Origin of the sequence: Ruegeria sp. ANG-S4 (assembly GCF_000814005.1) — a bacterium.
GTDB lineage: Bacteria > Pseudomonadota > Alphaproteobacteria > Rhodobacterales > Rhodobacteraceae > Ruegeria.
In genome coordinates this window covers 351,341-370,414 of the sequence record NZ_JWLK01000005.1, presented here as the reverse complement: position 1 = coordinate 370,414, position 19,074 = coordinate 351,341, and the positions used below count along the sequence as shown (strand labels likewise).

Annotated in this window: 19 protein-coding genes; 11 read left to right on the top strand and 8 right to left on the bottom strand. The window is 58.1% G+C overall.

Annotation, left to right across the window (positions count from 1 at the left end):
• Positions 1-21: 21 nt before the first annotated feature.
• From RA28_RS22830 to RA28_RS14750, 8 genes are all read left to right on the top strand, one after another.
• Positions 22-171: a hypothetical protein gene (locus RA28_RS22830; RefSeq protein WP_193747410.1), complete on the top strand. Its 150-nt coding sequence runs from the start codon at positions 22-24 to the stop codon at positions 169-171.
• On the top strand, positions 161-1,687 hold the full coding sequence (locus tag RA28_RS14780) for a hypothetical protein (RefSeq protein WP_039530359.1): 1,527 nt from the start codon (positions 161-163) through the stop codon (positions 1,685-1,687). Before RA28_RS22830 ends, RA28_RS14780 begins: the two co-directional genes overlap by 11 nt.
• Positions 1,688-1,689: 2 nt before the next feature.
• On the top strand, positions 1,690-2,646 hold the full coding sequence (locus tag RA28_RS14775; RefSeq protein WP_039530358.1) for a site-specific tyrosine recombinase XerD: 957 nt from the start codon (positions 1,690-1,692) through the stop codon (positions 2,644-2,646).
• Between the two features lie 63 nt (positions 2,647-2,709).
• Entirely contained in the window at positions 2,710-4,014 is a 1,305-nt protein-coding gene (locus tag RA28_RS14770; protein WP_039530357.1) for an HlyC/CorC family transporter, read from the top strand.
• A 64-nt stretch (positions 4,015-4,078) separates the two neighbouring features.
• A complete protein-coding gene (locus tag RA28_RS14765) occupies positions 4,079-4,675 on the top strand; it encodes a nucleotidyltransferase family protein (protein WP_039530356.1) in 597 nt (198 codons plus the stop codon).
• Between the two features lie 775 nt (positions 4,676-5,450).
• The gene (locus tag RA28_RS14760; RefSeq protein ID WP_052261471.1) at positions 5,451-6,887 is read left to right on the top strand and encodes a DegQ family serine endoprotease; all 1,437 of its coding nucleotides are present in this window, start codon (positions 5,451-5,453) and stop codon (positions 6,885-6,887) included.
• A 164-nt stretch (positions 6,888-7,051) separates the two neighbouring features.
• Entirely contained in the window at positions 7,052-7,732 is a 681-nt protein-coding gene (locus RA28_RS14755) for a response regulator transcription factor (RefSeq protein WP_039530354.1), read from the top strand.
• Positions 7,725-9,095 (top strand): ATP-binding protein, encoded by a 1,371-nt coding sequence (locus RA28_RS14750; RefSeq protein ID WP_039530352.1) that lies wholly within the window; start codon positions 7,725-7,727, stop codon positions 9,093-9,095. The genes RA28_RS14755 and RA28_RS14750 overlap by 8 nt, the downstream gene beginning before the upstream one ends.
• Here RA28_RS14750 and RA28_RS14745 read toward each other — a convergent pair.
• The 4 genes from RA28_RS14745 to RA28_RS14730 are packed head-to-tail and all read right to left on the bottom strand — an operon-like array spanning position 9,092 to position 12,017.
• Complete coding sequence (locus RA28_RS14745; RefSeq protein WP_039530350.1) at positions 9,092-9,559, bottom strand: CYTH domain-containing protein; 468 nt, start codon at positions 9,557-9,559, stop codon at positions 9,092-9,094. The two genes, RA28_RS14750 and RA28_RS14745, sit on opposite strands and share 4 nt — an antisense overlap.
• Positions 9,556-10,311: a ParA family protein gene (locus tag RA28_RS14740; RefSeq protein WP_039530348.1), complete on the bottom strand. Its 756-nt coding sequence runs from the start codon at positions 10,309-10,311 to the stop codon at positions 9,556-9,558. Before RA28_RS14740 ends, RA28_RS14745 begins: the two co-directional genes overlap by 4 nt.
• Before the next feature lie 3 nt (positions 10,312-10,314).
• Positions 10,315-11,835 (bottom strand): CHAD domain-containing protein, encoded by a 1,521-nt coding sequence (locus tag RA28_RS22265; RefSeq protein ID WP_052261470.1) that lies wholly within the window; start codon positions 11,833-11,835, stop codon positions 10,315-10,317.
• Positions 11,832-12,017, bottom strand: coding sequence for a hypothetical protein (locus RA28_RS14730; protein WP_039531639.1), 186 nt, complete (start codon positions 12,015-12,017; stop codon positions 11,832-11,834). The genes RA28_RS22265 and RA28_RS14730 overlap by 4 nt, the downstream gene beginning before the upstream one ends.
• 151 nt (positions 12,018-12,168) lie before the next feature.
• On the opposite strand from RA28_RS14730, the gene RA28_RS14725 reads away from it, so the two are divergent.
• A complete protein-coding gene (locus tag RA28_RS14725; protein WP_039530346.1) occupies positions 12,169-12,516 on the top strand; it encodes a TfoX/Sxy family protein in 348 nt (115 codons plus the stop codon).
• A 6-nt stretch (positions 12,517-12,522) separates the two neighbouring features.
• Here the strand turns inward: RA28_RS14725 and rpiB are convergent, their stop codons facing one another.
• The 4 genes from rpiB to RA28_RS14705 form a co-directional block, all read right to left on the bottom strand.
• Complete coding sequence (rpiB, locus tag RA28_RS14720) at positions 12,523-12,972, bottom strand: ribose 5-phosphate isomerase B (protein WP_039530344.1); 450 nt, start codon at positions 12,970-12,972, stop codon at positions 12,523-12,525.
• A gap of 111 nt (positions 12,973-13,083) precedes the next feature.
• Complete coding sequence (gene ndk / locus RA28_RS14715; RefSeq protein ID WP_039530342.1) at positions 13,084-13,506, bottom strand: nucleoside-diphosphate kinase; 423 nt, start codon at positions 13,504-13,506, stop codon at positions 13,084-13,086.
• Between the two features lie 103 nt (positions 13,507-13,609).
• The gene (locus RA28_RS14710) at positions 13,610-14,812 is read right to left on the bottom strand and encodes a multidrug effflux MFS transporter (protein ID WP_039530340.1); all 1,203 of its coding nucleotides are present in this window, start codon (positions 14,810-14,812) and stop codon (positions 13,610-13,612) included.
• A gap of 78 nt (positions 14,813-14,890) precedes the next feature.
• The gene (locus RA28_RS14705; protein WP_039530338.1) at positions 14,891-16,456 is read right to left on the bottom strand and encodes a DUF2235 domain-containing protein; all 1,566 of its coding nucleotides are present in this window, start codon (positions 16,454-16,456) and stop codon (positions 14,891-14,893) included.
• 135 nt (positions 16,457-16,591) lie between these two features.
• On the opposite strand from RA28_RS14705, the gene RA28_RS14700 reads away from it, so the two are divergent.
• The gene (locus RA28_RS14700; protein ID WP_039530336.1) at positions 16,592-18,445 is read left to right on the top strand and encodes an ABC-F family ATP-binding cassette domain-containing protein; all 1,854 of its coding nucleotides are present in this window, start codon (positions 16,592-16,594) and stop codon (positions 18,443-18,445) included.
• Entirely contained in the window at positions 18,442-19,062 is a 621-nt protein-coding gene (locus tag RA28_RS14695; protein ID WP_039530334.1) for a MarC family protein, read from the top strand. The genes RA28_RS14700 and RA28_RS14695 overlap by 4 nt, the downstream gene beginning before the upstream one ends.
• The last annotated feature ends 12 nt before the right edge of the window (positions 19,063-19,074 follow it).

Here is a 19,074-nt window from a genome sequence, read left to right as displayed (position 1 = left end):
AAATTGAGGCAGCGTTGAGCCATGGGCCGTTTGTTAAAGTTCCTGATTTACCTAATTTGCCTTTGTTTCATCGGGTTGGTTGGGTACGCCTATATCGGGCCCTTCTTCGGCGCGGACTTTTCCGCACCGCAAAGCGAAATCCGAGAGCCGGTCATCCTGAATGCTGATTAGGCCTGCCCTGCTGGCGCTTCTTCTGACCGGAACGGCGCACGCTCAGACGTCAGAACCCCTGTCCGTCATCGACTGGTTGACCAACCCGCCCGAGAATTTGCCTGGCACGGTTCTGCTTGAGCCTCCGGTGACGCAGACCGGATTGCAACCGGATGTGCAGGTCACGCCGCTTGAATCCTTATCGCCGCCGCTTGGGTTGGTGTCGTCATCGGTTACGGGCCTGCCGGTCAGCATGTGGCAAGGCAGCGACCCGGCTCGATTGGCCGAACTGATACGAAGCGTGCCGGTCAAAGCGAACCCGGCCTTGCAACGTCTTCTGTTCACCCTGCTTTTGTCCGAGGCGCGTCCCCCCTCTGGTCCGGAAACCAAAGATGTATTGCTGATGGCCCGGTTGGATCGGCTGATACAATTGGGGGCTGCCGATCCCGTGCAGTCATTGGTTCAACTGGCCGGTCCGACGGATTCACAGAGCCGATTCAAGCAGTGGTTCGACGCGACCTTGCTGACCGGCGACGAAGACCGCAGTTGCAGCGCACTGATCGCGCAACCGAACCTGTCGCGCGACTATGCGGCGCAGATTTTTTGTAGGGCACGGCGCGGCGATTGGGCTTCGGCCGCGTTGACGCTTGAAGCTGCGCATGCGCTGGACGTTCTGCCGCCCGAGGAGTTGGCCCTGCTGGACCGCTTTCTAAGCCCGGAACTTTTTGAGGGGGCGGAATACCTACCCGTGCCTCAAGACCCCGACCCGCTGACCTTTCGCATGTTCGAGGCAATCGGGGAACGGCTGCCCACCGCACCTTTGCCCCGCGCCTTTGCCAACGCGGATCTGCGCGATGTAGCCGGGTGGAAAGCGCAGATCGAAGCGGCAGAGCGTCTGACCCGCATTGGCGCTTTGACGCCCAACCAGTTGCTGGGTCTTTATACCGAGCGTTCTCCGGCAGCGTCTGGCGCGGTATGGGATCGCGTGGCGGCTGTTCAGAAATTCGAAAAAGCCTTGCAATCGGGTGATCGGAGCGAGGTTGCCAAGCGCTTGATGGATGTTTGGGACCAAATGCACAGCGTTGGCCTTGAGGTCCCGTTTGCCGAATTGTTCGCCAAGGAATTGTCGAACCTGCCGATGAAAGACGCCGAGGCTGAAAACCTGCGCTGGCGTATCCTGTTGCTGTCCGAGCTTTACGAAGAAGCGGCGCGTTCTGTTCCCGAAGGCCCGGACGAGAACCCGTTTCTGGCGGCGCTGGCGATGGGTGATCCGGGCAGCGCACAGTCCCCTTCCCCCTTGGCAGATGCCATAGCCGAAGGGTTTGCCTGGTCGCCCCCCATCCCGTCGGATATCGACGCAATGCTGCACAATTCGCAGCTGGGTGAGGCCATTTTGGAATCCATGATCCTGTTCGATCATGGCGCACGCGGCAATCTGGTGGACCTGACAGCCGCGATTGCCGCTTTCCGCCGTGTCGGGCTTGAAGATACGGCCCGGCGGGCAGCGCTGCATCTCATGATCCTGAACGGAGCCTGACCATGTCTGCGCCATCCTCGCAGGACCAATGGATATCGACGTTTCTCGAAGCGCAGGCAGCAGAGTTGGGGGCCGCGACAAACACATTGCTGGCCTATGGCCGCGATCTGCAGGACTTTTCCGGCTGGCTGGACCGTCACAAGGCAAGTTTCGAAGCCGCGGACAGGGATCAAATCGAAGGTTACCTGATTGATTGCGACGCGCAAGGACTGTCGCGGTCGACCCGCGCACGGCGCTTGTCGGCCATCAAACAACTCTACCGGTTTGCCTTCGAGGAGGGTTGGCGCGATTCCAACCCCGCGATCCAGATCAAAGGCCCGGGACGGCAGAAACGCCTTCCCAAGACGCTGGACGTGTCCGAGGTCGACAAGCTGCTGGAGGCCGCGCGTCGAACGGGCCGAAGCACGGCGGACAAGGTGCGCAACACCTGCCTGATGGAACTGCTTTACGCCACCGGGATGCGTGTGACCGAACTGGTATCATTGCCCGTTTCATCCGCACGCGGTGACCCGCGCATGTTGCTGGTGTTGGGCAAAGGCGGCAAAGAGCGCATGGTGCCGCTCTCCCCACCCGCAAGAGACGCTTTGGCCGCTTGGCTTGAGTTTCGCGACGCAGCCGAGGATCAAACCGTATCCGAGGGCGGGCAGCGGTCCCGGTTCCTGTTCCCGTCGCGTGGCAAATCGGGGTACCTGACGCGGCACCGGTTCTTTCTTCTCGTTAAGGAATTGGCGGTTCAAGGCGGAGTTTCTCCGGAAAAAGTCACGCCGCACACCCTGCGCCATGCCTTTGCGACGCATCTGCTGGCCAATGGCGCGGATTTGCGGTCGATCCAGACATTGCTTGGCCATGCCGATGTCGCCACAACCGAGATTTACACCCACGTTTTGGACGAACGACTGTCGGAACTGGTGCTGGAACATCACCCATTGGCGAAAGATGAAGGGGCCGACAAGGGCTAACCCCTTGATCGCAGGGGACCGCACCCCCATAACGGATGCAGCAACTAGATAACTTAAGGACCGATGGAACCCACCCCTTCTTTGCTTGATGGCGCTTTTTGGATTACCGCTGGCTCCATCCTTCTGCTGCTCGTCCTGTCGGGCTTCTTTTCCGGATCAGAAACTGCTCTGACCGCATCATCCCGCGGCAAGTTGCGGGCACAGGCGGACAAGGGGTCGCGGGGGGCGCAAAAGGCGCTGGACATCACGGACGACAACGAGCGCCTGATCGGCTCGGTCCTGCTTGGCAACAACCTTGTGAACATCCTTGCGGCTTCGCTTGCGACGGCCCTTTTCACGCGGCTTTTCGGGGAAAGCGGCGTTGCGCTGGCGACGCTGGTTATGACCCTGCTGGTGCTCATTTTTGCCGAAGTGCTGCCAAAGACCTACGCCATCACCAATGCCGAAAAAGCGGCTGCGGCCGTTGCCCCGGTCATCAGTGTTGCTGTCACTGTTTTCTCGCCTGTTGTCGCGGCAGTCCGTCTGCTGGTGCGCGGTGTGCTTCGTGTCTTTGGTGTTCGGATTGATCCGGATAGCAACATTCTGGCGGTGCGCGAAGAAATCGCCGGCGCGCTACAACTTGGCCACTCGGAAGGCGTGGTGGAAAAAGAGGATCGCGACCGAATTCTGGGGGCACTCGATCTTGGCGACCGCACGGTGGAAGAGATCATGTTGCATCGGTCGAACATCGAAATGATCGATGCCGATGCCGAACCCGAAGAGATACTGAAACAGTGCCTCGAAAGCCCGCACACGCGCTTGCCGGTGTTTCGGGACGAACCGGAAAACATCGTTGGCGTCGTCCACGCAAAAGATCTGTTTCGTGCCATGTATGCGCAAGCCGGTGCCGAAGGTAACGCACAGCTCTTGAAGAGCTTCGATATCTCCAAGGTCGCAAATGACCCCTATTTCGTGCCCGACACGACGACGCTGGACGACCAGATGCGAGAGTTTTTGCGGATGCACGGCCATTTCGCGCTGGTAGTCGACGAATACGGATCGTTGCGCGGATTGATCACGCTTGAAGATATCCTGGAGGAAATCGTTGGCGAGATCGCGGACGAGTTTGACCTTGAAGAGGATGTACCAGTCACGCGCACCGACGATGGGCAATTCCTGATCGAAGGCGCCATGACCATCCGCGATGTAAACCGCGCGATGGACTGGTCTTTGCCCGACGAAGAAGCCAACACCGTCGCGGGGCTGGTCATCCACGAGGCGCAGATGATCCCGACAACCGGGCAGGTGTTTTCCTTCCACGGGTTCCGGTTCGAAGTCACGGCCCGCGAAGGGAACCGGATCACCGGTTTGAAAGTCAGGCCGCTTTGACCCGACGCCGTGGCATTGAATTCAATGGGATGACAGTTCCGCCTGCAAACCGCAGTCTTATGGCATGAAACCTGTTCCGGTCATTCTGTTGGCCGCTGGCCAATCCAGCCGCATGGGAGTCGGCGTCGACAAGTTGATGCAGCCCATTGACGGCGCGCCCTTGCTGCGCCGCACGGCCCAGCGGGCATTGTCTGTGGGCCCAGTCTTCGCGGCACTGCCGCCCGCCCCGCACCCACGGTACGAGGCATTGGAAGGACTGGGCGTACAAATGGTGCCGGTGCCGGACGCGGTCGAGGGTATGAACGCCAGTCTGCGTGCCGCGCTGGCGCGCGTTGCACCTGACGCAGAGACCGTAATGGTGCTGCTTTCAGACCTGCCGGACCTGAGCGCTCAGGACTTGAGCGATGTCGCCCGAACAGTGGACACGCACCCCGACAATCTGATTTGGCGCGCGACGACAACGGATGGCGTGCCCGGACATCCGGTCATCTTCCACAAGTCGTTGTTTGGCGCGTTGGCGGCTTTGCGCGGCGATGACGGAGCGCAATCCGTCGTCAAATCATGCCGCGGTAAGGTACATCATCATCCCCTGCCGGATATGAGAGCTTTGCAGGATCTGGACACACCTGAAGACTGGGCAGCATGGCGCGCGCGCCACTGATCCTTTTCGACTGATCGCCAAAACTAAAGCGACCCGGCCTTTTCAGACCGGGCCGCTGCCCAAAAACAGGACTACCACTTTCACCAATCTCAACAAGCGCAGCCATTCGGTCTTGACGACCTCCAGACTTTTTCGCTGCCTAACCTAAACAAGACCCCCTCGTTAACATGCCGCTCCGCGCTTTGGAGACTGAGATATGCCTTTGACACCCCCTAGTGCCGCAGGCCCCCTCACTTGGGCAGGATCATCGTCGCCCATCAGTTGCGATCAAACAACGTAAAATTGGCGATATCGGTTAATTTTCGAGGAGGTGGCCTTGCAAAAGCGCAACATCCCGAAAGTCAAGAATCTTGTTCAGGTTGCATTACCCTAGGTCAAGCAAATCCCGCTCATCCGGTGGCAGAGGTCAAAAATAAACTGTAAATCGCTGACTTTATTGATTTCTATGGGCTCAGCCTGAGGGTCGATAGACGGTCAAATCAACCTGAAATTGAAAGCCGGGCAGCGCCTATTCAAAACAGGTTCTTTGTTAACAAAACAGATTCAATTCAACCGTTTTGCGCCCTTGATACCCATATCGGCGACAATCCACCGATTCGAGCGAATCCGATGCGCGTGATTCTGACTGTCGAGCGCTTCGGCACCAAGCCACAACACACCCGGAAAGTGGCAAAATTAAGGTTTCTTAATCTTTTGCTCAGGTTCTTCCAACACTCACAGGTCATCTCCGGTTCATAAGCGCGGATCGAACCGCCTAACACAGACAGGAGTCATAATGAGCATCCGTAAATCTTCACTGCTTTTCCCACGCACATCCAATTGGGTTGGAGCCGGTGCGCTGGGGGCGGCCATGCTGGCCACCACCGCCCTGCCCTCGATGGCCGATGAGGCGCTGGCCGATCTGGTCGAAAGCGTGTCGCCTTCGGTCGTGACAGTCATTGCTGAACAAAAAGCCGCGCCCGCACCTGCGCAAGGCCAAGAGTTCAATTTTCAAGGGCATCCCTTTGAGGAATTCTTCAAACGATTTGGTGGGCCGGAAGGGTTTCAAATGCCCGACCGCGGCCCTGGTCAGGGTCTGGGATCCGGCTTTGTGCTGGATGAAGACGGGTACATCGTCACCAACCATCACGTTGTCGACAGTGCCGACACCGTGACCGTTCGTCTGAACGATGACCGCACGTTCGAGGCCGAAGTTGTTGGCACCGACCCTCTGACCGATATAGCGGTTCTGAAAATCGACGCAGGTGAAAGCCTGCAGGCCGTTCAGCTTGGCGACAGCGACGTCATCCGCGTCGGCGAAGATGTCGTGGCCATCGGCAACCCGTTCGGCCTCAGCTCGACCGTGACCACAGGGATCGTGTCGGCCAAGGGGCGTAACATCTCGGAAGGTCCATATGCGGAATTCATCCAGACCGATGCTGCCATCAACAAGGGCAACTCGGGCGGACCGCTGTTCAACATGGACGGCGAAGTGATCGGCGTGAATTCGGCCATCTACTCGCCCAGCGGCGGATCGGTGGGCCTCGGCTTTGCCGTGACGTCCAACATCGTGGACCATATTACGTCCGACCTGCGCGACGACGGTCAGGTCAGCCGCGGCTGGCTTGGCGTTTCGATCCAGAATGTCAGCCCGCAATTGGCCGCGGCACTGGGTATCGACGAAACCTCGGGCGCATTGGTGTCTGATGTCGTTGACGGCAGCCCGGCCGACGGAACACTGCAACAAGGCGACGTGATCCTGACGTTCAATGACGAGCCTGTCGATTCAAGCAGCGATTTGCCGATCCTGGTTGGCACAACCAAAGTTGGAAGCGAAAGCGTTCTGACAGTTTTGCGCGACGGCCAGGAACAGCAGATCGAACTCACCATCGGTCAGCATCAGTCGGCTGAGGCGCAGGTTGATGGCAGCGTCGACGACAAGCTCGAAGGCACCTCGCTGGGCGTCACGGTCGCACCGCTGACCGAAACCGCGCGTGCCGAAATGGGCGTTGCCGAAACCGTGGATGGTGTGGTTGTGACCGATCTGCAGCCGGAAAGCCCGGCGGCGAAAGCCGGCTTGCAGCGTGGCGATGTGATTGTACGGCTGGGTGGTCAGGACACAATTTCGCCTGACGCTCTGAAAACGGCACTGGAAAGCGAAAAAACCGATCCGGCGCTGCTTTTGATCAACCGTGGCGGCAATCAGATCTTCGTCGCCGTCGAGATCGTCTGACACCAAACCTCAAGTGCGCCACATGATGGGGAAATCTGGCGCGCTTGTTCCGAACGGTGCGGATTGTCCACGTACCGACGGAGCGGCCGGGTGCGGCAGCGCACCCGGCCTGTTTTTTTAAGAGAGAGACTATGTTTATATCACGAGTAAAAGGAGCCCCGACCATGAGCAGACGCCTGCTGATCGTTGAAGATGACGAAGATACACGCGACTTCATCGCCAAAGGCTTCAGCGAGGAAGGCTATGTGGTCGAAGCCGCATCGGACGGACGCGAAGGGCTGTACCACGCCACGGATGGCGGGTTCGATGCCGTTGTCCTTGATCGGATGCTGCCCGGATTGGATGGTTTGTCATTGATCAAGTCGATGCGGGCGGCGGGATTGAAAACCCCGGTTCTGATGTTGACCGCCATGAGTGCGGTGGACGAACGTGTCAAAGGATTGCGCTCTGGCGCGGATGACTATCTGGTCAAGCCGTTTTCGTTCCAAGAGCTGCATGCCCGGATCGAGGCGCTGTTGCGGCGCCCGCAGGAGGCCGAGGAAACCCCGACGCTGACCTGCCGCGATCTGGAAATGGACCTGTTGACCCGGAAAGTCACGCGCGGAGACCGCGAGATCACCCTGACCCCCCGCGAATTTCAGATCCTCGAGTTTTTCCTGCGACGCAAGAACCGGGTTGTGTCGCGGACGATGCTGCTGGAAGGCGTGTGGGACTATCACTTTGACCCGAACACCAACGTGGTCGATGTCCATATCTCAAAGCTGCGGCGTCAGTTGGACGAGGAAGGTGCAGATCCGATAATTGAAACCGTCCGGGGTGCCGGATACATGGTATCGGATGCATAACATACTGCTTTCGCTGAAAAACTCGCGGACACGATTGGTTCTGGCCAGTATGGTTCTGAGCACATTGCTGACCGCGACTATACTGGCGATGGTCTATGTTACGGCAAATCGCACGATTGCGAATGAAACGCGTTCGGTTGTATCCGCCGAACTAACCGGCCTTGCCGACGAATACGAACGTCGCGGTCTGATCGGATTGATGAACGCGATTGAAAGACGCCTGCCCACGGCAGCCGACCGGGATGCGCTGTACTTGCTGACCGGGCGGCAGGGCACAAAGCTGGCTGGAAACCTCGCGCGCTGGCCTGCCGATGTTGTGGCAGGCAGCGGTTGGGTCGAGTTGCAGCTTCGCAAGGGCGACACCGATGAATACGTACCGATTTCGGCTGCCTCTATCAGATTGCCCGGCGGCGAGCGCCTTTTGGTCGGGCGCGATGCGTTGGCGCGCCAGCAATTCGACCGCATTCTGCTTCGGTCCGTCGGTCTTGCCCTCTTTACGGCATTTGCCCTGAGCCTGTTGACGGGTTGGTTGCTGACACGGCTGGTTTTCTCGCGCCTCAAGGATTTTGCGGACACCGCGGACAACATCGTGTCCGGGGACCTGTCGCTGCGCATGCCGCTGCGCGGTACCGGCGACGAATTTGATCAGGTCGCAGGGACCCTGAACAACATGCTGGACCGGATCGAGGAACTCATCAGCAACCTTCGCACGACCTCTAATTCGATTGCACATGATCTGCGTTCTCCGCTGTCGCGTCTGCGGCAACGGGTCGAGGCGCTGTCCGAACCCGGCAAAACAGACGCTGAGCGAGAAGTCGATATGGCGCGTGCCACCGGAGAAGTGGATCACGTGCTTCGCGTCCTGACCCAGTTGACGGAAATCTCGCGGGCCGAGGCTGGTCTGGGCCGGGAACAGTTCGAGCCGGTGAACCTGCGCCAGTTGGCCGATGACGTCGTCGAACTTTATGACCCCGTCGCATCGGATCAGGGCATCCGGCTTGAGGTCGTTGGCACCGCCGACCCGATACAGGGACATCGCCCGTTGCTGTCTCAGGCCCTGTCGAACCTACTGGAAAACGCGATGCGGTATGCGCCTTACGGCTCGGCGATTACAATCGGCATCCGCGAGGATGGCCCGTTCACATTGCTCAGCGTCCGTGATCGTGGGCCCGGCGTTCCGGAAACCGAATTGCCACGCTTGCAAATGCCGTTTGTGACGCTCGACCCTGCCCGGACACAGCGCAATGCCGGTTTGGGCCTCGCCTTGGTTGCAGCGATCTCGCACATGCACGGCGGCGCGTTCAAGGCTCGCAATTGCCAGCCGGGTCTTGAGACAACATTGAAGTTGGCAAATTCGGATTAAGCGGGGATCCCGTCAATCGCCAAGGTTTTGTTTTTGTAACGTTTATCGCGCGATACGTCAGCGCCGAACCAATCCGGCGGCGTATAGTCCAACGCCTCGGCCTCGGACGCAAACTCGATCTCGACCAAGCGCAGGGGCGCAAGATCGCCTAAAAACACGTCCAACTCAAAAGTATGGCCGTCTGGCAAGGCACCGGTGTAGCGTTCCTTTTCAACCCTGCGCCCGGCCGTTTCGGGCCAGAAGGTGGCAAACTGTTCGCCTGTGATTTCGGCTTCGCGTTCTACCCGTGCAACATCGCCCCCGCCTTTGAGCGTCAGAAAATATACATCGTTCTTCTGCCGCAACCGCAGCTCGGTTGAATCGTCGGGTGCCGTCAAATAGCCCTGACGCACCACTGCCTTTTTCGCCCCGCTCAAGTCCGGCATGGCGGCGACCAGGAATTTCCGCTCGATTTCCATGCTCATTTAACGGGTCCTACCCCTTTTTTGATCTCTTTGAACAAAGACTTATAGGCCGACGCCGCGACACTGCGACCGGCATAAGTCAATACCGGGGCGCGGTATTGGCCCATGCGTTCGATATCAGCAGAAAACGGAACCACCGTTTTCAGAAATCGTTTTCGATATTGTTTTTGCATCGTTTCCATCGTTTCGAGGTGCAGTTTCTTTCGCCGTTGCACCATAGAAAAGAAGGCACATATCTTTTTCTTGGGCAGCTTGTGGGCGTCGAAGAAGCCAATCAATTGCTCAAATGTGCGCTCGGACAGCGTGCTGGGAATGACCGGCACCACGATCAGGTCGGAAGCCTTGAAGATATTCTCGGACAAAGTGGAAAAGTTCGGGGGGCAATCCAGAACGATCACGTCGTAATCGCCGCCCACGGAAACAAGCGCCTTTTTGAGCCGTGAGCGTTTATTGCGCATGCGGGACAAAAAGACGTCGAAGTCCCGATAGGTCATATTCGCAGGCAGCACATCCAGCCCCTCGAAATCACTGGCCCGAATGGACTTGGTGAATCGTTTTACGTCTTCAAAGAACCGAGCCTCGGTCAATTTTTTCGAAGGTTTGACGCGTAAATAGAAACCCGACGCGCCCTGAGGATCTAAATCGCACAACAAAACGCGTTGACCCGCCTGCGCAAATGCGTAGGCCAGGTTCACTGATGTCGCGGTTTTTCCAACGCCGCCCTTGTTGCTGTAGCACGCAATGGTTTTCATTCTTCACTCCTTCGCCGAATGAAACAGGGTTCGGAACAGTTGGCGAATCTTAGGGCTGTCGAAATGCTCGAAATTCGCGATCACCCGATCCCGTTCTTGCCGCTGCCTTTGGTCCAAAACTGCAATGAGACCGCCAACTGCCATTGCGAGTTGCCCGTTAATCTGACCCGATCGCCCACTGGACGTACTGACAAACTCCAACAGTGCCTCTTGCTGGACCGAGCAATCGTTGAACAGCCCAAGGTTATCCTGCAGCCTTTTCAAGGGCTTGATGATCGTTTTGAATCCCTTGTCGTCAAACAACGGACCGAAGAATTCCATCAAATAGCGCAGTTTTTTGCAGTGAATGCGCAGATCGTGCACGACTTCGTCCGGGGTATCCGGCGTGATGCTGCGGGCCAATTTGCAGACCTTTCGGTACCGTTTCCAGATCAGCGCACAGGCATATTCATAAGCCCCCAAATTCGCGCTCGGACCCGATGCCAAGTCTGTGGCGCTCTCAAAACGAGCGGCCAGAGATCGCATGGTTTTTTCATACTCCGATCCGCGCAGCCAGCGTGACAACCGGTTCAGCTCCCGCGCGCGTTCCTTTTGGAAAGCGTCAAACATCTCTTCCAGTCCTGCATTCAGGGATACCGGAACCAGATTGAAGAAACTCTCTTTCTCCAACAGGTAAACATCAAGGTCGCGAACCCGTCCTGTTGGCTGCATCAGGTCGGAAAATACGCGTTTCAAACCTGCCGTCTCTGCCTCGGAGTACACGCCCTTGAACAAGCTCAGCACAGATCGGATACGACGCAGGGAAACCCGGTAGTCATGAAGATATTCGGTGTCGATGTCCTTGATGACACCGGCTTCGTTCTGACGGGCAACGCCAAGGTAGGTACTGATGATGTCTGTTGCCGCCTCAGATGCCGGCTCTGTCTTTCCAAGCGGGATGTGTGGCTTGGCCTGATAGCGGGCTTGCCCCGGAAACAGCTGGGGGAAAACCGCCGCCACATCGGCTTGTGCGCCTTTGATACCGGCTATGGCAGAACTGACCGCCGAAAACGCCCGATCGTATCCGCGCAACCCTTCGACTTGCACAAGTTCCACCCTTTCGTTGGGTGAAGAAAGCGCTGTAACATGCAATTTAGCCTGCGTTTTTTGCAATTCATCCAAGACAAGAAAATCGGCGCGGCTAATATGCCCTTCGCCAACAACGCCTAGCGCCCGCAGCTTGGGAAAGCCGGACAGCGCCTGTTTCATCGGACCTTCTGGAAAGTCCTTGGGAAACCGCCCGCGTCCTTTCAGGCGCTGCGATACGCTGTCACCGCGGTTGTCATAAAGCCGCAGCATACCAGCGGCTTCGATCAGCAAGCGCCCCGATTGCTGCAAGGACTGATCGTGGCAATCCAAAAGCGCAAAGGCCCGTTCTGGCTGCCGCGGTCGCGATTCTACGGTGTAGCGATCCAGAGCCTGCGCGAGGGTCTCAGCGCTCAGACCATCTGGCACCACGAAAAAGGCGGACTGATTGCCCGTCATGACCGTTTCTTCCCCGACTGCTCAAGATAAGCCTCGACAAGGTTTTCAACGATCTTCTGAACGCTGGTCCCTTCTTCGATTGCGCGAATTTTCAAAGCCTTGAGGGTTTTGCCATCCAGCCTGAGTGACGTATTCTTCTTGCCTTTGCCTGGCTTTTCGCCCGCGTCTTTGTTCTTGGACATCGCAATCCTCATGACAGCATGACGTCATGAAAGCGCAGCTTGGTTCTGTTCGCAAGGCCAATTGTTGTAAATCCAATGCAAAGCTGCGGAATGCCGATCATCTTCAATCCAAGATGGCGAAAGCGCATCGCCTCGTGATAAAGACAGCCTCATGTCAGATTCCGTCTCTTCAATCCGAAATCTGGGCCCGGCCTTTGAAAAAGCCTGCGCACAAGCGGGAATCCACTCTGCACAAGACTTGCGCGCATTGGGGGCGGACGCGGCATATACCCGTTTGTTGCAGGCCGGGACACGGCCGCATTTCATCGGATTTTACGTTCTTGTTATGGGATTGCAGGGTCGCCCCTGGAATGATTGCAAGGGCGAGGAAAAGAAAGCGCTGCGCCAAAGATTCGACGCCATAAAAGCCAGCGTCAGCACAGGACCGGAATCTCAGTTGATTTCGGATCTGGATGCAATTGGCGTGCGGGTTGCGCCGCAGGATCTGCAAAAGATCTGATGGACGCTATTGCTCTAGCGAAGAGATCATTTCGACTCGTGTTTCATGGCGCCCACCTTCGAATTCCGTATTCAAAAACGCGTCCACGATCTCAAGCGCCAATCCGTCTCCGATGACACGCGCGCCCAGCGCCAACATGTTCGCGTCATTATGTGCCCGGATCATCTGCGCCGAAAAGGGGTCGCAGCAAACACCGCAACGAATACCTTTAACCTTGTTGGCGGCCATCATGATCCCTTGACCGGTCCCACACAGGATGATGCCAAACCGACAATCGCCCGAGGCGACTTTGTGAGCCGCCGCAGCGCCGTGTTTTGGATAGTGGGTGCTTTCCGACGTGATTGGCCCGATATCGACCGCGTCCCACCCTTTGGTTTGAATGTAATCTGCAATGGCCTTACGCAAACCTATCGCGGCATGGTCGCTGGAAAGAACAATTCGCTTGTTTTCAGACATGCTACCAATCCCTTCGCCCGCGCGAGAGCGCGTGATGCTCAAAACGGCACTCAGACAGAAAAATGGCCGCACCAGTTACCGGATGCGACCAGATCGTGACAAATGCCGGGATTAACCGACCAGTTCGATGCCCGAGAAGAAATAGGCAATCTCGACCGCCGCGGTTTCGGGGGCGTCCGAACCGTGGACCGAGTTTTCGCCGACCGATTCAGCAAATTCGGCGCGGATGGTGCCGGGGGCTGCGTCCGCCGGGTTGGTTGCGCCCATGACTTCGCGGTTCTTGGCAATGGCGCCTTCGCCTTCCAGAACCTGAACAACGACCGGAGCCGACGACATGAATTCGCAAAGTTCGTCATAGAACGGGCGCTCGGCATGCACTTCGTAGAACTTGCCGGCCTGTTCCTTGGTCATGTGGATGCGTTTTTGCGCAACGATGCGCAGGCCCGCGTCTTCGAACTTGGCGTTGATCTTGCCGGTCAGGTTGCGGCGGGTTGCATCGGGTTTGATGATCGAGAATGTGCGTTCCAGTGCCATGTCGGCCTCTCCTTACAATGTGGCGCAAGGTGTGCGCCGAAATCCATCGCGCGCCGCCTATCACGGTATTTGCCCTATGAAAAGTGTTATGATGTCCCGGTGATCAGATCGCATCCGGCAGCGGGTCCAAGCGGTCGACGCGACGTACATAAAGCACCGCCAGTAGACCGATGAAGCTACTCGCGCACATCATTCCCAGAACCAGATAAGGCCCATTCTCGGGGCTGACCAAAGCCCCGGTCATCGAGGTCAGTACCGCGCCGAGCGCAACGATCATCGCGCCCGACAGCCCGGCAGCGCTGCCCGCCAGTTTCGGACGCACCGACATGACGCCCGCCGACGCGTTGGCGTTGGTCAGCCCGTTGCCAAATCCGACGCAGATGGCAGAGCCGAAGAACACCCAGACCGAACCCAGACCGGCAATGAACAAAAGCAACCCGATGAAGGGCCCGGTTGAGGCAACGATCCTGCCCATCAGTATCATGGTTGTCAGCTTCGTATGCGCAGCGATGCGCCCGGTAATATAGTTCCCGACCATAAAGCCGCCGGTGATGATCCCGATACCCAGCCCCAGCATCGCAGGGCTCAGGTCGAACCAGGCAGCAGCCACCAGCGGTGCGCCGGTGATAAAGCTGAAAAAACCGCCAATCGAAAACGCGGCACACAGCGCATAGCCCCAGAACCGGCGCGCGCGAAACAGGTGCGGATACTCCTTCAACTGCGCCGCAAAGGTGGACGAGCGATTGGTGTTGGTCTCGCCCATGTCAAACCAAAGCAGGGTCAGCAAACCCGCGCCCAGCACCGAGTAAAGGACAAACCCGGCACGCCAGCCAAAGAGCATATCCAGCGCGCCGCCCAGCATCGGGCCAAGCATGGGGGCAAGCGCCATCGCCATCGCGACATAACCCAGTTTGCTGGCGGCCTCGTTAGGCGGATAGAGGTCGCGGATCGAGGCGCTGGACAGCACTGGACCGGCCACAACAGCGGCCTGAACCATTCGAAACCCAAGAAAAGCCCAGATCGACTCGGCCATCACGCAGGCGATGGAGGCCGCGACAAATATCGTCATGCTAATCAACAGGATCGGCCTGCGACCATAGCGATCCGACAAAGGCCCCATGATCAGCTGCAGCACCGCAGAAACGGCCAGATACCCCGCAACCGAGAGGTTCACGAGGCCATAATCGACGCCGAAATCCTCGCTCATATGCGCCAGCGACGGCAGGAACATATTCAGCGTAAGAACCGACAGCGCCGTGGCAAAAATCAGCGTAAACAATGAAGGAGGCGTCTGGGCCGCTCGCATATTCAAACCGTTAGAATCCAATCGGAGCAGCGCTAACACATCACCCCGGGCTTGAACACACCTTGGGGCAGGCCAAATTTACCCGACCCGTTCAACCCTCAAAGTGAGATGCCCGGCGTTGTTTCCGTACGTCGCCCAGGCGTCATTGGCGAACGCATACAGAAACCCATCACCCTCGGCGAATAGATCGTAGTCCCGTCCGATCTCGAAATACTGATGCGTATCCAATTTCTTGGTATCGGTGTTGACACCTTTGCCGCTGGAAACCACGCCAATCAGCGCGAACCATGGGGCACGGGACAAGCGGCGCGAGAAGGAATTGTCGGCATTGCGCGTCTGCCGGAACGCACGCAACGCACCTCGATACGCCTCGGGCAGCGCAGCCAGCAGGTAAGCCCCTTTTGCAACATGAAACCCGTCATATGCACCTTCCGGACCAGCCTTGATACTGGCATCCAACCACTCGCCCTCGGCCTGCAACCGATAATGGCCCGCTTTTTCGATGAACAGCCCCGTGCGATTCCACCGCTCTCCGGCGCGTATCTTAAGGGGCACGGACTCACCAATCTGCAGATGCCGGCAGGGCCAGTATGCCACCTCGCCCTGCGCCGGGCGCCGGTGCCGCACAAGCGCTGGAGCGCTTAGTTCCGAGCGGTCGTCATGTTTGGCCGTAAAGCTGGGGACCGAGCGCGGACGGGTCCGCCGCACCTTGAACAAGCCGGTGACGGAGTCGTGCATCTGTCCTTGCGGATTATCTGTCAGCCGCACGAATGCCCCATAGCGAAAAGCCAGACCTTTGTCTTTGGCTTCGCGCATCATCCATTCCAAAGTCAGGTCGCCCAGATCGTGATCTGAATAACTGCCGCCCACATCACCGTGTACTCCGGGAAACCAAACCTGCTTTGCCTGACCGCTATCCACATCGGTCCAGAGCGTTGGGGTGAAATCCACACGGCGTTCATCGATTGCAACTGCATGGCGCGCATGAGAGACCTTGTCGCTCAACTTGGTGTCATGAAACGCGTGTTTGCGCGGATCACCGATCAGGGCTTTCAACAGGCCCAGATCATCGGGGATGCCAAGCGAACCGACCGTGTCCCAGACCCCGAGAAAGTGGACGGGCACCTCCTGATCGAAATCGAACCCCTGCAACTCTTTGGTTTGTTTCAGCCAGACATGCCGTTGCATGAAGCCGACCTTGCCATCTTTCTTTTCGGTCTGATAACGGATCAGCGCCGCACGGACGGCGGCCCATTTTTCTTCCTCTGACAGGTTTGGGTTGGTCAGGTCGCACAGGCCCAGGCTGCACACCATACCTGCCAGGCTGCGCGCGGTGTAGGCACCCCGGCTGAAGCCGATCAGGAAAATCTTGTCGCCGCGCTCATAAGTTTCGGACAGAAACTTGTAAGCACTCTTGATGCCGTCTTCCAACCCAAGCCCGATCGCCCCGCCGAGCAAACGCTTGAAGACGCCGCCACTGGTTCCCACACCATTTCTGTAATAGGTTTTTTGCGCGACGTTTTCGTCATCCTTCTCGGCCACATCCGCAAAGAACTTGCGGACATTTGTCGGAGCAGGAAGTTGCCCATCCTTGTTGTTGGCAGAATTCCAGGTCCCGTCGCAGCACACCACAATGTTGGCCATCTCAACCCTCGATAGTATCAGTTTGTTCGAAATGCTGTGAGTATGCAGCGTCGGTTGGGCCCTGCCAAGTACAAGGTTGGGTGCTCCCGCCCTTGGTGGATTGACCCGGCAAGCCGCTTGGGCCACACACCACGCATGCTACGGATCGAAGACATAACTTATGCCGTTGAAGGTCGCCCGCTGTTCGATGGGGCCAGTGCCACCATTCCCGATGGTCACAAGGTTGGGCTTGTGGGACGGAACGGGACAGGCAAGACAACCCTCTTTCGCTTGATTCGCGGTGAGTTGGCGCTGGAGTCCGGCAATATCGTCCTGCCAAAACGCGCCCGGATTGGCGGGGTCGCTCAAGAGGCGCCTTCGTCCGATGTCTCGCTGATCAACACGGTGCTGGCCGCCGATACCGAGCGCAGCGCACTGATGGCCGAGGCCGACAGCGCCGAAGACCCGGCCCGTATTGCCGAGATTCAGACCCGTCTGGCCGATATTGATGCGTGGTCTGCAGAGGCGCGCGCAGCCTCGATCCTCAAGGGGTTGGGCTTTGATGATGAAGACCAGCAAAAACCCTGCTCGGATTTCTCCGGCGGTTGGCGGATGCGCGTTGCACTGGCGGCGGTGCTGTTCTCGCAGCCCGATCTGTTGCTGTTGGACGAACCCACCAACTATCTCGACCTTGAAGGCGCGCTGTGGCTGGAAAGCTATCTGGCGAAGTATCCCCACACGGTGATTATCATCAGCCATGACCGGGGCCTGCTGAACCGTGCGGTGGGATCGATCCTTCATCTGGAAGACCGCAAGCTGACCTACTATGCGGTGCCCTACGACAAGTTCGCCGAGCGCCGGGCCGAGCGTCTGGCGCAGGCGGAGTCCGAAAACGCCAAGGCAAAGGCTCGCATCGCGCATTTGCAGAGCTTTGTGGATCGCTTTCGCTATAAGGCGTCCAAGGCGGTGCAGGCCCAATCGCGCCTGAAGATGATCGAACGCATTCAACTGGTCTCGACCCCGCAAGAGGCGGCATTGCGCGCGTTTTCGTTCCCCGAGCCAGAGGAACTGTCGCCGCCGATCATTCAGATTGAAGGCGGTGTGACGGGCTATGGTGAGACAGAAGTCCTGCGCCGCCTGAACCTGCGCATTGATCAGGATGATCGCATCGCGCTGTTGGGGAAGAACGGTCAGGGTAAGTCGACGCTGTCCAAGCTCTTGTCGGACCGACTGCCGTTGATGGCCGGAAAGATGACGCGCAGCAACAAGCTGCGCATTGGCTATTTCGCGCAACATCAGGTGGATGAACTGCATGTGGACGAAACACCGCTGGATCACCTGCGACGACTGCGCCCGGATGAGGCACCGGGCAAGTGGCGGTCACGTCTGGCCGGGTTCGGGATGAACGCCGATCAGGCGGAAACGCTGGTCGGTCGGCTGTCGGGCGGGCAAAAGGCGCGTTTGTCTTTGCTGATTGCCACAATCGACGCGCCGCACATGCTGATCCTCGATGAACCGACCAACCATCTGGACATCGAAAGCCGCGAGGCATTGGTCGAGGCCCTGACCACTTATACCGGCGCGGTCGTGCTGGTCAGTCACGACATGCACCTGCTGTCACTGGTGGCAGACCGGCTGTGGCTGGTCTCTGACGGCACCGTCAAACCCTATGACGGTGACCTCGAAGCCTACCGCGCCATGCTGTTGGCCCGTGACAAGCCGGTGAAGGCAAAGCCGCAGACCGCAAAGCCAAAGCGGCCCTCGCGCGATGCCATGCTGGCCCTGCGCGCCGATCTGCGCAAATGCGAGGATCGGATCGAAAAGCTGACGGATATGCACGAAAAACTTTCAGCGAAACTGGCTGATCCGGCGCTGTATGAGGATGACCGGATCAACGATCTTGAAACCTGGAACCGCAAATTCGCCGAAGTGGTCGAGGCCATGAACAAGGCCGAGGCACTGTGGGTTGCCGCCGCAGAACGCCTTGAAAACGCCGAGAACGCCGCATGATCGAATTGGCGTTTTTCATAACCGCATTTACGACGATGTTTGTGGTCATTGACCCGTTCGGAACCACGCCGATCTTCGTTGCGCTGACGCAAGACATGGAGGCGTCCGCCCGACGGAAAATCGCCATCCGCTCCTGTCTGACGGCCGTGTTCATCCTGATCGCATTTGCGGCCTTTGGCGAGGCGGTGCTTGGGTTTGTCGGTATTTCCATGCCGGCTTTCCGCGTTGCCGGTGGCGCGCTTTTGTTCCTGACCGCGCTCGACATGCTGTTCGAGCGGCGCACGAAACGGCGCGAAAACCGCGCCGAAGAAGAAGAGCGCCCTGACCCGTCTGTCTTTCCGTTGGCCATTCCATTGATTGCAGGCCCCGGTTCGATCGCCACGATTATCCTGCTGGCCGGACAAAACCCCGGAATCCCGGGAATAGCTGCGGCATGTGCCGTGATGCTGGCGGTCATGGCGGTGGTTTTTGTGTTTTTCCTGTCCGGTGGCCTCATCGCACGGATATTGGGGAAGACCGGGCTTAACGTTCTGACCCGGCTGTTGGGAATGCTTTTGGCGGCCTTGTCGGTTCAGTTCATTCTGGATGGCCTCAAGGCCTTTGGTTTTGCGTCATAAATGCCCATATAT